12 protein-coding genes, 1 other RNA gene and 1 pseudogene are annotated in these 15,104 nt (G+C 65.4%); 3 read left to right on the top strand and 11 right to left on the bottom strand.

Annotation, left to right across the window (positions count from 1 at the left end):
* Positions 1 to 114: 114 nt before the first annotated feature.
* Positions 115 to 1,614 carry a ribonuclease G gene (gene rng / locus VC212_RS11175; protein ID WP_055849948.1) on the bottom strand — a complete coding sequence of 500 codons (1,500 nt, stop codon included), beginning with the start codon at positions 1,612 to 1,614 and terminating at the stop codon, positions 115 to 117.
* Positions 1,614 to 2,186: a Maf-like protein gene (locus VC212_RS11170; protein WP_055849947.1), complete on the bottom strand. Its 573-nt coding sequence runs from the start codon at positions 2,184 to 2,186 to the stop codon at positions 1,614 to 1,616. Before VC212_RS11170 ends, rng begins: the two co-directional genes overlap by 1 nt.
* 130 nt (positions 2,187 to 2,316) lie before the next feature.
* Between VC212_RS11170 and VC212_RS11165 the strand changes: the two genes are divergently transcribed.
* Both VC212_RS11165 and VC212_RS11160 read left to right on the top strand, forming a co-directional pair.
* The gene (locus VC212_RS11165) at positions 2,317 to 3,054 is read left to right on the top strand and encodes an SIMPL domain-containing protein (protein ID WP_115528450.1); all 738 of its coding nucleotides are present in this window, start codon (positions 2,317 to 2,319) and stop codon (positions 3,052 to 3,054) included.
* Positions 3,055 to 3,871: 817 nt separating this feature from the next.
* Positions 3,872 to 4,546, top strand: coding sequence for an energy transducer TonB (locus VC212_RS11160; RefSeq protein ID WP_055849943.1), 675 nt, complete (start codon positions 3,872 to 3,874; stop codon positions 4,544 to 4,546).
* A gap of 405 nt (positions 4,547 to 4,951) precedes the next feature.
* Here the strand turns inward: VC212_RS11160 and VC212_RS11155 are convergent.
* Positions 4,952 to 5,038, bottom strand: a pseudogene (locus tag VC212_RS11155) (23S rRNA (pseudouridine(1915)-N(3))-methyltransferase RlmH); the annotation flags it as partial.
* Positions 5,039 to 5,102: 64 nt separating this feature from the next.
* Positions 5,103 to 5,573 (bottom strand): 23S rRNA (pseudouridine(1915)-N(3))-methyltransferase RlmH, encoded by a 471-nt coding sequence (rlmH, locus tag VC212_RS11150; protein ID WP_055849938.1) that lies wholly within the window; start codon positions 5,571 to 5,573, stop codon positions 5,103 to 5,105.
* Positions 5,574 to 5,694: 121 nt separating this feature from the next.
* On the opposite strand from rlmH, the gene VC212_RS11145 reads away from it, so the two are divergent.
* Positions 5,695 to 7,230, top strand: coding sequence for an alkaline phosphatase PhoX (locus tag VC212_RS11145; protein WP_055849936.1), 1,536 nt, complete (start codon positions 5,695 to 5,697; stop codon positions 7,228 to 7,230).
* A gap of 201 nt (positions 7,231 to 7,431) precedes the next feature.
* Here VC212_RS11145 and VC212_RS11140 read toward each other — a convergent pair.
* The 7 genes from VC212_RS11140 to leuS form a co-directional block, all read right to left on the bottom strand.
* Positions 7,432 to 7,508, bottom strand: a non-coding RNA gene (locus tag VC212_RS11140) — sX9 sRNA.
* A 182-nt stretch (positions 7,509 to 7,690) separates the two neighbouring features.
* The gene (locus VC212_RS11135) at positions 7,691 to 8,806 is read right to left on the bottom strand and encodes a J domain-containing protein (protein WP_055849934.1); all 1,116 of its coding nucleotides are present in this window, start codon (positions 8,804 to 8,806) and stop codon (positions 7,691 to 7,693) included.
* An 11-nt stretch (positions 8,807 to 8,817) separates the two neighbouring features.
* Complete coding sequence (gene rsfS / locus VC212_RS11130) at positions 8,818 to 9,228, bottom strand: ribosome silencing factor (RefSeq protein WP_055849932.1); 411 nt, start codon at positions 9,226 to 9,228, stop codon at positions 8,818 to 8,820.
* A 57-nt stretch (positions 9,229 to 9,285) separates the two neighbouring features.
* Positions 9,286 to 9,963 (bottom strand): nicotinate-nucleotide adenylyltransferase, encoded by a 678-nt coding sequence (gene nadD / locus VC212_RS11125; RefSeq protein WP_055850413.1) that lies wholly within the window; start codon positions 9,961 to 9,963, stop codon positions 9,286 to 9,288.
* Between the two features lie 188 nt (positions 9,964 to 10,151).
* Positions 10,152 to 11,180, bottom strand: a complete 1,029-nt coding sequence (gene holA, locus VC212_RS11120; RefSeq protein WP_055849929.1) for a DNA polymerase III subunit delta — start codon at positions 11,178 to 11,180, stop codon at positions 10,152 to 10,154.
* A gap of 166 nt (positions 11,181 to 11,346) precedes the next feature.
* A complete protein-coding gene (gene lptE, locus VC212_RS11115; protein ID WP_055849928.1) occupies positions 11,347 to 11,994 on the bottom strand; it encodes an LPS assembly lipoprotein LptE in 648 nt (215 codons plus the stop codon).
* A gap of 412 nt (positions 11,995 to 12,406) precedes the next feature.
* A complete protein-coding gene (leuS, locus tag VC212_RS11110; RefSeq protein WP_055849926.1) occupies positions 12,407 to 15,049 on the bottom strand; it encodes a leucine--tRNA ligase in 2,643 nt (880 codons plus the stop codon).
* Positions 15,050 to 15,104 lie beyond the last annotated feature (55 nt).

Here is a 15,104-nt window from a genome sequence, read left to right as displayed (position 1 = left end):
GGGATTGGTTACAGCATCGACTGGCACGCTCACGTCAGCGCGCATTATCAGACCACGACGCAGAACGCCCGCCCGCTTTTACGAATCCCCACTCCCGAATCCCGAATTCCCGCCTCACAGCAACACCACGTCGAACTGCTCCTGCAGATACTGGTCGTCGGACTGGAAGCGGATGCTCTTGCCCAGGAATTCTTCCAACTCGGCCACCGCTGCGGATTCTTCGTCGGTGATGCGCGCGACCACCTTCGAGGACGCGATCACCAGCAGCCGCGCGGCATCGAACTGGCGCACCGCACGGGTGATCTCGCGGAAGATCTCGTACGTCACCGTTTCGGCGGTCTTGATGGTGCCGCGGCCGCCGCACTGACCGCAGGTTTCCGACAACTGCCGCTCCAGGCTTTCGACGGTGCGCTTGCGGGTCATTTCCACCAGACCCAGCGGCGAGAACTCGTACACCGTGGTCTTGGCGTGGTCGCGGGCCAGCGCCTTTTCCAGCGTACGCAGCACCTGGCGGCGGTGCTCGGGATCGTCCATATCGATGAAGTCGATGATGATGATGCCGCCCAGGTTGCGCAGCCGCAGCTGCCGCGCCACCGCCTGCGCCGCCTCCAGATTGGTGCGGAACACGGTTTCTTCGAGATTGCGCTGCCCAACGAACGAACCGGTGTTGACGTCGATGGTGGTCATCGCTTCGGTCTGGTCGATCACCAGATAGCCACCGGATTTGAGCGGCACCTGCTTGTTCAACGCGCGCCCGATCTCGTCCTCGACCCCGTACAGGTCGAAGATCGGCCGGTCGCCGGTATACAGCTCAAGCCGCTCGGCCAGCACCGGCATGTACTTGGCCACAAACGCCTGCAATTGCACGAAGGTCTCGTTGGAATCGACCTTGACCTTTTCCACATCCTTGCGGATCAGGTCGCGCACCGCACGCAGCGGCAGGCTCAGGTCTTCATAGATGATGCTGCACGGCGGCGCTTCGCGGCCGCGCCGCTCGACCACGTTCCAGACCCGCGACAGGTAGGCGATGTCCTCGGCCAGGGCTTCGGCCGGCTGGCCTTCGGCATTGGTGCGGATGATGTAGCCAAAGCCACCGTGCTGGGCCGAGACCTCGCTGACGATGGTCTTCAGGCGCAGGCGCTCGGCCTCGTCCTCGATCCGCGCCGACACCCCGACGATCTTGGATTGCGGCAGCAGCACCAGGTAGCGCGAGGGAATGCTGATCTGCGTGGTCAGCCGGGCCCCCTTGGTGCCGATCGGGTCCTTGACCACCTGCACCACGATGTCCTGGCCGTCGCGCAGCAGCTCGACAATCGGGACGGACGCTGCCGGCGGTGGCGGGATCGGAGTTTCTTCGGTATCGACCACGCTGGCCGGTGCCGGTGCCGGGCGCACCACGTCGTTGGCGTGCAGGAACGCCGCGCGCTCCAGCCCGACTTCGACGAACGCCGCCTGCATGCCGGGCATCACCCGCTGCACCTTGCCCTTGTAGATGTTGCCGACCACGCCCCGGCGCCAACCGCGCTCGATATGCAGCTCCTGCAGCATGCCGTTCTCGATCACCGCCACGCGGGTTTCGCGCGGAGTGACGTTGACCAAAATCTCTTCCGACATCAATGTGCTCCGAAGGCTGTGAGCAACTGCGAGGTGTGATGCAGCGGCAATCCCATCACGCCGGAATAGCTACCGGACAAATGGCTGATAAAACGTTCTGCGCGCCCCTGGATCGCGTAGGCACCGGCCTTGCCCATGGGCTCGCCACAGGCGGCATAGGCAGCGATCTGCGCGTCATCGAGCGTGTCGAAGGTCACCTCCGACACCACCAATGCCTGCGCCGGAGCGCGCTGTGCACAGACTAGAACCACCGCCGTGAGTACCTGGTGGGTGCGACCTGACAACACGCGCAGCATCGCGATCGCATCGTCGACATCGACCGGTTTGCCGAACACGCGCTCGCCCAGCACCACTTCGGTATCCGAGCCCAGCACGATCGCATCGGGGTCGCGTGCCTGCACCTGCGCAAGGCCGGCGCGCGCCTTGTCCAGCGCAACCCGCTGCACGTACTGTTCGGGCGATTCGGCGCGCGCGCGCAGCTCGGGCACGTCCAGTTCCAGGGTCTGGAACGGCACATCCAGGCGTTGCAGCAGTTCTTGTCGGCGTGGCGAACGGGAGGCGAGATAGAGCATCCGCCCAGCATACCTGTTGGCCGTGCTCGCCCGCTGACTTCGCACCCGCGCGGCGGTGGCGCGTCGGCGTTTGACTCACAACATATTCATCGACCTCCCAACACGCTCGCACCACAGACAAGGAGATCTCATGCGTACCACCCTCAAGCCGTTGTTGCTGGCCCTGTCCATCGCTGCCGGAACCGCCATGACCGCACACGCGCAATCCGCGTCGAACTACACCATCCCCAACGACGGCACCCTGCTCAACGTGTCGGCCGAAGCGGAAGCCAAGCGCGTGCCGGATATCGCCACCCTGTCTGCAGGCGTGGTCACCCAGGCTGCTGACAGCAACGCCGCCATGCGCCAGAACGCCGAACAGATGAGCAAGGTCATGGCTGCCGTGAAGGCCGCCGGCATCGCCGACAAGGACGTGCAGACCAGCGGCATCAACCTGAGCCCGCAATACACCTACAAGGAAAACGAAGCGCCGAAGATCATCGGCTATCAGGCCAGCAACACCGTTAGCCTGAAGGTGCGCGACATCTCCAAGCTCGGCAAGGTGCTCGACACGCTGGTCGCCCAGGGTGCCAACGACATCAACGGCCCCAGCTTCTCCGTCGACCAGCCCGAAGCGGCCTACGACGAAGCCCGCGTGGCCGCACTCAAAAAAGCCCAAGCCCGCGCAGAGACCTACGCAAAATCGCTGGGACTGAAGGTGCGCCGCATCGTCAGCATCTCCGAAGGCCGCAGCGGCGGCGGCGTGGTGCGCCCGATGATGATGGCCGCCTCGATGCGTTCGGCCAAGGCCGAGATGGATACCCAGGTGGCGCCCGGCGAAAGCACGCTGTCGATCACGCTGGAGGCGACATTCGAATTGGGGCGCTGAAGAAGCGTCGCATGCTGAATTGCACTTTTAGTTTCACCAAAGAATCGGCGACCTAACTGGTCGCCGATTCCACGTAAATACCAGCGTCAAATCAATTGACTCGCTGAACAGCGAAGCCCTAGTTATCCATCAGGACGAGATCGTCAAAACCACATGCACCAGAGATTGTGCAAGCATCTTGCAGGGTCGCTCCAGGATGGCTTCCTCAAAGAGACGAACTAAGGCTGTAATCATTGCTGTAGCGACACACTACCGCAGCGCTACCGTCGCTGCAGGTAGTCAGGATGTTTCCATACCCGCCGCGAACCATGAGTTGATACTGCCCCGATTGGCTGTCTCCACGCCAATGAATATTGGTGCAGGTGTAGACGCTCTGACCAACCCCGTTATTTCGCAAATCGCAATAAATGGTATTGAGGGAAGCACTGCGTGCTGCAACTGTTCCCACAGAAAAACCAAGGTATATAACAGCTAAAAATCTAATGACGGAATTTTTCAAAAAACATCATATACGCCCTCCTGCCGGACGAAAATAGCGGCAGAAGCAACACCCTCGACAAGCGTTACAATACATACGAACCCATTAAAAATAACAAAATATATTGCAAATATTATTTTAATTTTTAAAAAATAAACCATCAATTGTTCGGACTTGAATACGGAGAGACTAGGCTTCCAAATTCTAAAGCTCTCCTGATACAAACTGAAGCTCGCTAAGTCTTGTACTCCTGCGGTAGCTGCGGTAAACCTACGCTACCGGATGGTGTAGTGCGTCCGGGCCGCGCAGGTCCTTTCCGCAGTTCCGTTTTGGAGGTGGATGATGGTTCGCACGCAATCGCAAGTTTCTTCCCGTCCCCTTGGCATCGACACCTCGCGCGTTCTGGCGATGAGCACCGCCGTGGCGCTGCATCTGCTGGCCGGTGGCTTGTTGCTGATCCCGCTGTCCTATCGGGCGGTTCCGCAAGCGCCCCCCGAGCCGCGTTGGGTCATGCCGATCACGATACCGACCGCCCCACCACCGCCGCTGGTAATCCCGGTCACTGTGAATTTCACCCCGAAGACGCATACACCACCCAAGACCGTGCCGGTCCCGGTGCAGGTGCCGACTCCTCTCATCGACCAGACATCCGTGGTCGACACCGCGTCAGTTACCCTCCCGGCGACCGGCACCGCGATGGACAGCGCGCCCACCATCGCTGCACCGAGCGGGCCGATCGAGGCGGGGCAGTTGCAGTATCTGAGTTCGCCCGCACCGAGTTACCCGGTGGCTGCATTGCGTGCGGGGCAGCAAGGCACAGTGCTGCTGCGCGTGCTGGTGGGGACCAATGGACGCCCGGCCGAAGTGAGTGTGCAAACCAGCAGCGGTCATCGCGCGCTCGATCTGGCCGCGCGTAGCCAGGTGCTGCGCAGCTGGCGCTTCCAGCCGGCGATGCAAAACGGCCAGGCCGTGCAGGCCTACGGGTTGGTGCCGGTGAGCTTTTCGTTGAATTGAAGCTTCGTTGAATTGAAGCGTGGACCGACGCGGCGGCCCGCAACTGCGGCCGCCGCACCACTGCGAACCTCCATGCACCCGCTGGCGGCAACTATCCCGCTACGAACGCACGCGCCAGGCAGCAAGCGTAGCGGCCACGCTGCAGTGTCCGTCGCCTGCCGCATGACCACTGGGAGCGCCAGTGACGACCCGCCGCATCAATGGGCTGGGGGCGGCCAACAGAAGGAAGCGAGCGAGCGGCACGACGGCTCCCGCCGACGCGATCAAAACCGGCAACAACGCGCGACACACCTCGGCCATCGCTTCGGACCGCATTCGTCTGGAAGCTGAGCAGGCGTTGCGCAGTCGCGCTATCGAGCAAGCCGTTGCGTGCTGACTCAGATGCCGTCCAACGCGCTGAATCGAGTGATTGGCCAGCATCGCCGCAGCGCGATGCAACTGCTCGGCCACACTCAAATGCACCTGCATGTGCAGCAGCGTGAGCGGGCCGATCTCGCGGGTTTGGGTGATCAGCCGCTCCGATGACGCCAGCTGCACCGCGCTCGGCATGACGCCATTACGCCCGGTGATACGGATGATTGGCCAGCATCGCCGCAGCGCGGTACAGCTGCTCGGCCACGATCAGGCGCACCAGCATGTGCGGCAAGGTGAGCGGGCCGATCGACCAGCTTTCGTTGGCATTTTTCAGCACCTCGGCCGCGTGGCCTTCCGGCCCGCCGATCAGGAAGGCCAGGTCGCGCCCCTGTCCGCGCCAGTGTTCCATGCGCTGGGCGAGTTGCTCGGAACTCAGCGGACGACCGGGCACATCCAGCGCCACGACATGCGCGTTCTTGGGCAGCGCGGCGATGACGCGACGGCCTTCGTCGTCGATGGCGCGTTGCCCATCGCGTCCCTTGCCACGCAGACCGGGTTCGATCTCGACCAGCTCCAGCGGCATCCAGTGCGACAGACGTTTTTGATATTCGGCAAAACCTTGCGCCACCCAGGCCGGTGCGCGTTCGCCGGTGGCGATGAGTCGGCATTTCATCCGTACATGATATCCGCGTCACAGCCTGGGCACTCCGTGGCGATTTGTCGTTGCGTGTCATGGCGTGGTTACAGCCGGCAATTAGTGTCGCCCGACCACCCAGCCACGCAGGAGTCGTTCGATGCCGATTTTCGATCCCGCCCGCCGCCAGGTTCTCAAGGGCAGCGCCGCCGTCATGGCCGCCGGTGCCCTTGGCAGCTTGGGCGCATTGCAATCGCGCCAGGCACAGGCCGCCACGTCACCGTCGGTGCGGCTCGCACCGGTCCCTAGCCGTTACGGCCCGCTCGCCCCGGTCGCCGACCAGAGCACCGGCCTGCCGCTGCTGCAGCTGCCGCGCGGTTTCAGCTACCGCTCGTTCGGTTGGAGCGGCGACCGCATGGACGATGGCCAGCCCTGCCCCGACCGCCACGACGGCATGGCCGTGGTCGGCCTGCGCCGGCCGGATTGGCGCCCGGGCAGCGACCCGCTGCGCGGCCTGGAATACGTGTTGATCCGCAACCACGAACGCGGCGCCGGCAGCCCGTTCCGCGCACCGGCCATGTACGACACCGGCATCGTCAGCGGCACCCAACAGGCCGGCGGCGGCACCACCACGCTGAGCTACGGCCGCCGCGGCTGGGGCAGCCTGGAGCCGAGCCTGGGCGGCACGCTGGTCAACTGCGCCGGCGGGCCGACCCCGTGGGGCACCTGGCTGAGCTGCGAAGAGATCAAGACCAACGCGGTCTCCAGCACCGGCCGCAAGCACGGCTATGTATTCGAAGTAGACCCGGACAGCCATCGCACCACCGGCCGTCCGTTGGTGGGGCTGGGCCGTTTCAGCCATGAGGCGGTGGCGATCGACCCGCGCACCGGCACCGTCTATCTCACCGAGGACGACCGCAACAAGGCCGGCCTGTACCGCTTCATTCCCAACGACCGCCGCGGACGCAATGGCTCGCTGGAAAACGGCGGCCGGCTGCAGGCCGCGCGCGTGCGCGGACGTCGCAATGCCGACCTCACCGTGGCCAGCATCGGCCAGCAGTTCCAGCTGGAATGGGTGGATATCAGCGAGCCCGATCTGGACAGCATCGCCGCACCGGCGGGCTTTGCCGACATCGGCGCCAACGACACCCTGAGCGGGCCGTTCGCGCAAGCCTGGGCCGATGGCGCGCTGCGCATGAGCCGCGGCGAAGGCATCTGGTACAGCTACGGCAAGATGTTCATCGTCGACACCAGCACCGGTGTGGATGCGCAGGGCCGGCGCGGTTACGGCAATGGCGCGGTGTGGGTGCTGGACCTGTTCACCCAGCGCCTGAGCGCGCTGTTCGTCAGCGGCAATCAGCTGGCGGCGCATAACCCGGACAACGTCACCGTCAGTGCGCGCGGCGGCGTGGTGCTGTGCGAAGACGGCGGCGAAAGCCCGGACGAATACGGCCCCGGCGCGCGCTTGCTGGGCCTGACCCGCAACGGCGAATCGTTCTACCTGGCCAAGAACAACGTGCAGCTCACCTCGCAGCAGATCGCCGATGCCGGCAAGACCATTGCTGAAGGCGATTACCGCGACACCGAGTTCTGCGGCGCCTGTTGGGACCCGTTGGCACGCACCTTGTTCGTCAACATCCAGACACCGGGGATTACCTTGGCCATCACCGGGCCATGGGAACGCGGGCCGTTGTAAGCCTGTTCTCTGCACGACGCGACACCTGCCGGAGGGCGTATCACCGCTCATCCGGCAGGTGTCAAGCGTGCCGAAAGACCCGCAGGCCAACAGCGAAAACGTAGCGCATGCAGGCGCACAGTCGATGCGCCACCTCCGAATGTCGCGCGTGGCGGCAGGCTGGTCGCACGGTCAGTGTGGTCGGTCGCTGCAGCCAAGAGCGGCTAACAACACGTAGCGAGCAGTCGTCAGGCGGGTGTGGACAGCGCGCTCAGAACCGGCGTGTACGCGTGGTGTATGCCGCACCAAGCACCGGCCACGCCCGCCTGACGGATGCGCAGTCGCTGTGCTGGCCACTCTAAAGCCTCGCTACCGGCGCCCGGTTGGCATCACCGGTTGGCACCACCGGCTGCTGGGAACCGCGCACATACACGCGCGTTCGGTCGCGCAGCGCAGCCGCTCGCGTCGTTGCCGCGCGTGGTCAGAACCAGGGCGCTTCGGGCACGCTCGACAGGACGCGCTGCATCTTCAACCAGCGCTTGAACAATTGCGGATCGCCCAGTTCGCGCAGGCCCTGGCGTGCCTCCATCAACTCGTCTTCGACCTCACGCTTGAGTTGCGCCATCAATCTGCCCAGCCGCTCCGGCTTCGGGCGCGACGGCAGGTCCAATCCATACTCGGCGCAGAAGTCGCCCGCTTGCTGCTGCACCTGCTGCTGCAGGTCCTTGCACTGGCGATCCAGTTCGCGGTTGTACTCCTGCAACCGCGCCGGGTTCATCGCGTCCACGCCTTGCGCGTCCATCAGGCCGATCTCGGCCTGCAGTTCGAGCAAACCCAGCAGATCGCCAGCCTTGTAGGCGGCATTGAGCCGCTGCATCAGGATGGTGCGCGAGGCATGGTCATCGTCGTTCTTGGCGCGGTCCGGATGCAGGTTGCCGGCCAGCTTGCGATACAGCTCGCGCAACGGCGGGGGTTCGGCAGTGGCGGCAGTGGCCTTCCGCTCGGCGCGTTTGCGGCGCTGCGTCTGGCGTTGCTGCTGCTGGGCGTGCTCTTGCTCCAGGCGCTCGCTCACGCGCTCGAAGAGTTCTTCTGGCGAGTCGATCGCATCCAGTTCGTCGGCATCCAGTCCGTAGGCCTGGCCGAGAATCTGCTTCATCAGCGCATCGGATTCGGAGACGTCCTGGTCATAGCCGACGACACTGTGGCGATCGTAGATCGGCCGCAGCGCTTCGTGGCCGGCTTCGATCAGCGGACCGGCGATGTTGCACAGCAGATCCGACAAAAATTCGCGATCGGCCTTTCCCAGCTTGTAGGAAGCGTGCGCGCGATCGAGTTCCTCGACCAGGGCGATATCGGCATCGCGTCGACGGTCGAGCAAGGGCTGCAGCTCGCTGTTGTAGCGCTCGCGCCATTGCGCAAGCGCCACTTGCCAGGCCTGCAATTGGGCGCGATGCAGTTCCAGGTCACGCAACAGCCGGTCAAAGCGTTTGCGGGCCGGCGACGCTGCCACACCGGACGCCTGCGCAGCGCCACTCTGCAACCGCTGCAGCGCGTGCGAAGCAGCGGTATCCGGGGTGGCTTGCAGTTTTCTCGCCATGCCGGGGGCAGTTACTCCTCGGAATCGGCAACCACATCGTCCGGACGCTGGTCGCCCACGGTCCACAAACGCTCCAGCGCGTAGAACTCGCGGACGCGCGGCAGCATCACGTGCACCACGACATCGCCCAGGTCGACCAGCACCCACTCGGCTTCGCGCTCGCCTTCCACACCCAACGGCATCACGTCCAGGCGCTTGGCGAACTTGACCACTTCTTCGGCGATCGATTTGACATGGCGGGTCGAGGTGCCCGAGGCAACCACCATGTAATCGCAGACGCTGGACTTGCCGCGCACGTCGATCTCGACCACGTCCTTGGCTTTCAGCTCCTCCACGGCCTCGCGCACGGTGGCCAGCAGGGCCGGCACGGACGGCGGCGGATTCGGGATGGAGGTCTTGATGACTTGGGCTTGACTGGTCAAAGCGGGCAACTCGATGGAATTAGCGTGAATTATAGGCCGGTCCGGGCGGATGCGTGTTCAGCTAGGCGCGCGGGGGCAGCCGTACAGGCCTTCCCGGGCGATAAAGCCAGCCACCGCAGCCGGCACCAGCGCCTGCCAGGCGCCGCCGGCAGCGATCTGCGCGCGCACCGCGCTGGCCGATTCGCCGCGCAACGGCTGGTGCAATTGCCACAACCGGCCGGCCGGCGCGGCGAGCAGTGCATCGGTGCTGGCGGCCCAGCGCCCCTGCACCGCAGCGGCCAGGTGCGGCGCATCGCTCAGGTCCAGGGATGTGCCCGGCCGCGCGGCAATGACGAAGTGCGCCAGCTCAAACAGGGCCTCCCACTGGTGCCAGCGGTGCAGTCCAACGAAAGCATCGGCACCCAATAGCCAGGCAATGGGCGTGGTCGGCCCGAGTGCCTCGCGCAGCTCGCGCAAGGTCTCCACGGTGTAGGACGGCGCCAGCTGTTGGCTGGCGCGCTGCAGCTCGCGGCTGTCCAGCTGCAGCCCGGGCTGGCCGGCAAGCGCAAGTTCCAGCATCTGCGCGCGCTGCGCGGCCGTGGCACCGGGTGCGGCGCGATGCGGCGGATCGGCGGCCGGCACCAGATGCACGAGCGCACCCAGTTCGTCGCGCGCCGCGCAGGCGATGGCCAGGTGACCCAGGTGGATCGGGTCGAAGGTGCCGCCGTAGTAGAGGTGGAGCCGGGAATCGGGAATCGGAAATGGGGAATCGGAAGGGCCAGGAGCCGGTGCGGCCGGCTGGGGGCCGGGAACTGACGCGCTGGTCGCAGTGCTGGTGGGAGCGACAACCTGCGTGTCTTGGCTCGTCGGTGCAGTGGTTCGGGTTTCGGATCCCGTGTCCGGGATCGCGGACGCGCGGTTTCCAGGCCCGGCCTGCCCCGCTGTCACGCCAGCAATCTCACCGCGCGTGCTTCGGCCACCGCAACCAGGAGGCGTTCCAGGCCAACCCAGGCATCGCCGTCGGCGCGGCCCTTGGCCATGCGGTCGACCAGGCCGGCCTCGGCGACGAAGCGCTCCCAGCGGCGCGCCTCGGGATGACGCTGCAGCGCGCGCTTGAACGGGGCCTGGCGAGATTCCCAGATGCCCTGCGATTTCATTTCCGCCGCAAGGTTGCCGCCATTGGCTTGCACCTTCGCCAGTGCTGCGGTGCGCAGCAATTCCTTGATCAGGATCGGCATCAGCGCGGCGACGGCTTCGCCTTCGGCGCGCAGCCCGGCGAGCATGCGGATCACCGCGGCGGGCTGGCCGGAGAAGGTGGTTTCAGCCAGGCGGAACACGTCGTAACGCGCGGCATCGGCCACCAGCGATTCCATCGCCTCCAGATCCAGCGTCTTGCCGTCGGCCAGCAAGGCCAGCTTGTCGATCTCCTGCGCGGCGGCCAGCAGGTTGCCTTCCACCCGCTCGGCCAGGCGCTGCACCGCGGCTGCGTCGGCGCGCAGGCCCTGGGCGCGCAGGCGGCGCTCGATCCAGTCGGACAATTCATGCGGCTTGATCGCCCAGGCCACCGCAATGGTGCCGATGCGGCCGATCGCCTCGGCCCACTTGCCCTGGTGCGCCTTGCTCCAGTCGTTGGCGGTGATCAGCAGCACCACGTCCGGCGGCGGGTTGGCGCAGAAGCGGGTGATGACCTCGGCGCCGTCCTTGCCCGGCTTGCCGCTGGGCAGGCGCACTTCCACCAGCCGGCGCGGGCTGAACAGGCTGGGCGCGTTGAAGCTGGCGTCGAGCTGGTTCCAGTCGAACTCGCGACCGTCGGCATCGAATACCTCGCGCTCGCCGATGCCTTCGGCGCGCGCACGTGCGCGCACCGCATCGGCTGCTTCGAGCACGCGCAAGGTTTCCGGACCGGCGATCAGATAGGCCGGCTGCAACGGCTGATTGGACTGGCCGGCCAGCTGCTCTGGGCGAAGTTCCATGCCTACAACCGCGCGCCAGGTCGCAGGCTAGCCGACACGCCGTCACGCGCTGCCGGCAGGCGAGCGCCGACGGGACGCTGGTCACGGCAAGCACGCGCCGCGCCTGTCAGTTCCGGACAGCCGCTGCGCCTGCCTGACAGAGACGCAGGAGATGCGATCGCCACGCTCAGTTGTTCGACGACGGCTGCGGCGCTGGCGGCAGCGAGGCCGGCACGCTGGATTCGGGCGTCGACGGCTGCACCGGCGGCGTGGTGGCCTGCGGCAGCGGCGCGGTCGGCGTGCTTTCCAGGCTCTCGCCACGCTGCACGCGGGCGCGCACCACGCTGTCGATACGGCGCAGGATCGAGGCCGACATGTCCTTGCGCAACTCGTCGGCCAGGATCTCGCGCTCGGTGGCGGTACCGGTGGCGTCCACCGGCGGCGACACGTAGTCGCGCGACAGCTCGATCACCTGCTGCGGCACCAGCACCGCACCGTTGGCGGTGGTGACGGTAAAGATGGCGGCGTAGCGCAGGCTGTATTCCTGTGCACGGCCCTGGCTGTCGATGGCGATCGGCAAATCGCCCCAGCGCTCGGACAACACCTGCACCTGCGCAAAGCCGGTCTTGGCGTCTTCGTCCGCCAGCGTGGCGCCGGCAGCCTTGAGGCCACGCCGCAACAATTTGGCCAGTTCGCTGTACTGCACTGCGGACTGCACCTTCACGGCCGGGGTATCGGGCGGCAACGCAAGCGAATTGCGCAGGTGGAAGCCGCAGGCGGTGAGGCTGGAGACCAGCACGAGGGACGCAGCGAAAGCAGTAGGAAATCGAATCATGGGCACAGTCTGGATGAGCGCCCCGGCGGCGGCAACAGGCGGCTAGCCTGACGCAGCCCGCGTGAACGGGGCTTGATAGGGCGCCGCGGAACAACGCGGCGCCCAGGAATGACAAACGCGTCGCCACGCGCCGGTGAAACGAATGACCAGAAGCCACCCCAACAATCTCACCTGCACGTCGCCAAGCGCGACTGAAATGAAGTACCTGAAACCATCGCGGCAACTTCACCCATGCGTCGCGACGCACCAGCGCAGTTAGTCGCAGAGAACCACTGCAGCATGCGGACCTGCGCAGCACCACGCGCCAGTGCAACACGTTGCCAACACCGCCGCAGCAACCTTGCACCGCGTCGCCACGCCGCTCCGGGAAACTACCCGGAGCGGCAATGGCAACCGGACCGATCAGCCGCCATCACCCCGCCACGATGTTCACGATCTTGCCCGGCACGATGATGATCTTGCGGATCGTCAGCCCATCCAGGAATTTCGCGGCATTGGGCTCGGCCTGGGCCAGCGCTTCGATGTGTTCGCGCGCTGCGTCCGCCGTCACCTCGATGGTGCCGCGCAGCTTGCCGTTGATCTGCACCGCCAGCGTCAACGCATCGCGCACCAAGGCGCTGGCATCGACCTGCGGAAACGCCACGTCTTCCAGCAGCGTTTCGCCACCGCCCAGCACCTGCCACAACGCGTGGCTGGCATGCGGGGTGATCGGATTGAGCAGCAGCACCATCGCTTCCAGTGCTTCCTGCCGCACCGCCCTGCCCTGGTCGCTGGCGTCGTCGAATTTGGCCAGCGCGTTGGACAACTCCATCACCGCGGCAATGGCGGTGTTGAAGCTGTGGCGGCGGCCGTAGTCGTCGCTGACCTTGCCGATGGTTTCGTGGGTCTTGCGGCGGATCGCCTTCTGCTCGGCGCTCAGGCTGGCGGCGTCCAGCGCAACGGCCGCGCCCTCGCCCACATGCTTGTGCACCTGTACCCACAACCGGCGCATGAAACGCGCCATGCCGTCGACGCCGGCTTCGTTCCACTCCAACGACTGCTCCGGCGGCGCGGCGAACATCGAGAACAACCGCACGGTGTCGGCGCCGTACTTGGCCACCATCGACTGCGGATCCACGCCGTTGTTCTTGGACTTGGACATCTTCTCGGTGCCGCCGATATGCACCGGCTGGCCGTCGGCGATCAGCACCGCGCCGGTGACGCGGCCGCGCTCATCGCGCTGGACCTCGACATCGGCCGGGTTGATCCAGTCCTTGCCGCCGTTGTCGGCGTCACGATAGAACGTGTCGGCGATAACCATGCCCTGGGTGAGCAGGTTGGTCACCGGCTCGTCACTGTCCACCAGCCGCGCGTCGCGCATGAGCTTGTGATAGAAGCGGAAGTACATCAGGTGCAGGATCGCGTGCTCGATGCCGCCCACGTACAGATCGGCCGGCATCCAGTAATTGGCGCGGCGGTCGACCATGTCGCGTGCGTTCGGGCTGGTGTAGCGCGCCACGTACCAGCTCGATTCCATGAAGGTATCGAAAGTGTCGGTCTCGCGCTCTGCCGGGCCACCACAGTCCGGGCAGGTGGTCTGGCGCCAGGTCGGATCGGTCTTGATCGGCGAACCGGTGCCGGCAAATTCCACGTTTTCCGGCAATACCACCGGCAGCTGGTCTTCCGGCACCGGCACCGCGCCGCACTTGGCGCAGTAGATCACCGGAATCGGGCAGCCCCAGTAACGCTGACGGCTGACGCCCCAATCGCGCAGACGGTAGTTGATGCGGCGCTGGCCCTGGCCCTTGCGCTCGAAGCGCTCGGCCAAAGCCTCGAAGGCGCCGCCGAAATCCAGCCCGTCGAACTCGGCCGAATTGATCAGCTCCAGCTCGCGGCTTTTTTCGGTGTACCAGTCGCGCCACTGGGTGGCGTCCCAGGTCTGTTCGTCTTCATTGCGCGGCTCGCGCAGCTTGACCACCTGCGCGATCGGCAGGGCGTACTTGTTGGCGAACTCGAAATCGCGTTGGTCGTGGCCGGGCACCGCCATCACCGCGCCGGTGCCGTAGCCCATCAGCACGAAGTTGGCCACCCATACCGGCACCTGCTCGCCGCTGATCGGATGCACTGCGCTCAGGCCGGTGGCCATGCCGCGTTTTTCCTGGGTTTCCAGCTCGGCTTCGGAGACACCGCCATGCTTGAGCGTTTCCAGCAGCGCTGCCAGTTCCGGATTGGATTTGGCCGCATGCAGCGCCAGCGGGTGCTCGGCGGCGATCGACACGAAGGTCACGCCCATCAGCGTGTCCGGGCGGGTGGTGAACACGCGCAACGGGTCCAGCGGAGCGCCGTCGGTGTCGCGCACGTCGAACTGGATTTCCAGCCCTTCCGAGCGGCCGATCCAGTTGCGCTGCATCGTCTTGACCGAGTCCGGCCAGCCGTCCAGCTGGTCCAGGCCGTCGAGCAGTTCCTGTGCGTAATCGGTGATGCGCAGGAACCACTGCGGAATTTCGCGTTTTTCGACCAAGGCACCGGAGCGCCAGCCGCGGCCGTCGATCACCTGCTCGTTGGCCAGCACGGTCTGATCGATCGGGTCCCAGTTCACCACCGCGTTGCGGCGGTATGCCAGGCCCTTGCGCATCAGCCGGGTGAACATGCGCTGCTCGTGCACGTAATAGTCCGGCGTGCAGGTGGCGAACTCGCGCGACCAATCGATGGCGTAGCCCAGCGATTTCAGCTGGCCGCGCATGTGCTCGATGTTGGCGTAGGTCCACTTGGCCGGCGCGGTCTTGTTCTTGATCGCGGCGTTTTCGGCCGGTAACCCGAACGCATCCCAGCCCATCGGCTGCATCACGTTGTGGCCGGTCATGCGCTTGTAGCGGCTGACCACATCGGAGATGGTGTAGTTGCGCACATGGCCCATATGCAGCGCACCGGACGGGTACGGCAGCATCGACAGGCAATAGAACTTGGGTTTATCCGAGTTCTCGTCGACCTGGAAGGCGCGGGTGGCGTCCCAGAACTGCTGGGCGGAGGATTCGACCTGCTGCGGGTCGTAGGCGTTGGGTTCGACGGTGGACATTGGGAGCGGATGCTCGGGCGGTGCAAAGCGGGACAGGGTACCGCAGTGCAGCAGG

This window comes from Xanthomonas sp. WHRI 8932A (assembly GCF_035012785.1).
Lineage (GTDB): Bacteria > Pseudomonadota > Gammaproteobacteria > Xanthomonadales > Xanthomonadaceae > Xanthomonas.
The sequence above is the reverse complement of the archived record's forward strand: the minus strand, read 5'-3'. Positions and strand labels throughout refer to the sequence as shown.

Bases quoted from the DNA above. Each gene is read 5' to 3' on its own strand.
- rng (WP_055849948.1), bottom strand. From the start codon at position 1,614: ATGTCGGAAGAGATTTTGGTCAACGTCACTCCGCGCGAAACCCGCGTG.
- VC212_RS11170 (WP_055849947.1), bottom strand. From the start codon at position 2,186: ATGCTCTATCTCGCCTCCCGTTCGCCACGCCGACAAGAACTGCTGCAA.
- VC212_RS11165 (WP_115528450.1), top strand. From the start codon at position 2,317: ATGCGTACCACCCTCAAGCCGTTGTTGCTGGCCCTGTCCATCGCTGCC.
- VC212_RS11160 (WP_055849943.1), top strand. From the start codon at position 3,872: ATGATGGTTCGCACGCAATCGCAAGTTTCTTCCCGTCCCCTTGGCATC.
- rlmH (WP_055849938.1), bottom strand. From the start codon at position 5,573: ATGAAATGCCGACTCATCGCCACCGGCGAACGCGCACCGGCCTGGGTG.
- VC212_RS11145 (WP_055849936.1), top strand. From the start codon at position 5,695: ATGCCGATTTTCGATCCCGCCCGCCGCCAGGTTCTCAAGGGCAGCGCC.
- VC212_RS11135 (WP_055849934.1), bottom strand. From the start codon at position 8,806: ATGGCGAGAAAACTGCAAGCCACCCCGGATACCGCTGCTTCGCACGCG.
- holA (WP_055849929.1), bottom strand. From the start codon at position 11,180: ATGGAACTTCGCCCAGAGCAGCTGGCCGGCCAGTCCAATCAGCCGTTG.
- lptE (WP_055849928.1), bottom strand. From the start codon at position 11,994: ATGATTCGATTTCCTACTGCTTTCGCTGCGTCCCTCGTGCTGGTCTCC.
- leuS (WP_055849926.1), bottom strand. From the start codon at position 15,049: ATGTCCACCGTCGAACCCAACGCCTACGACCCGCAGCAGGTCGAATCC.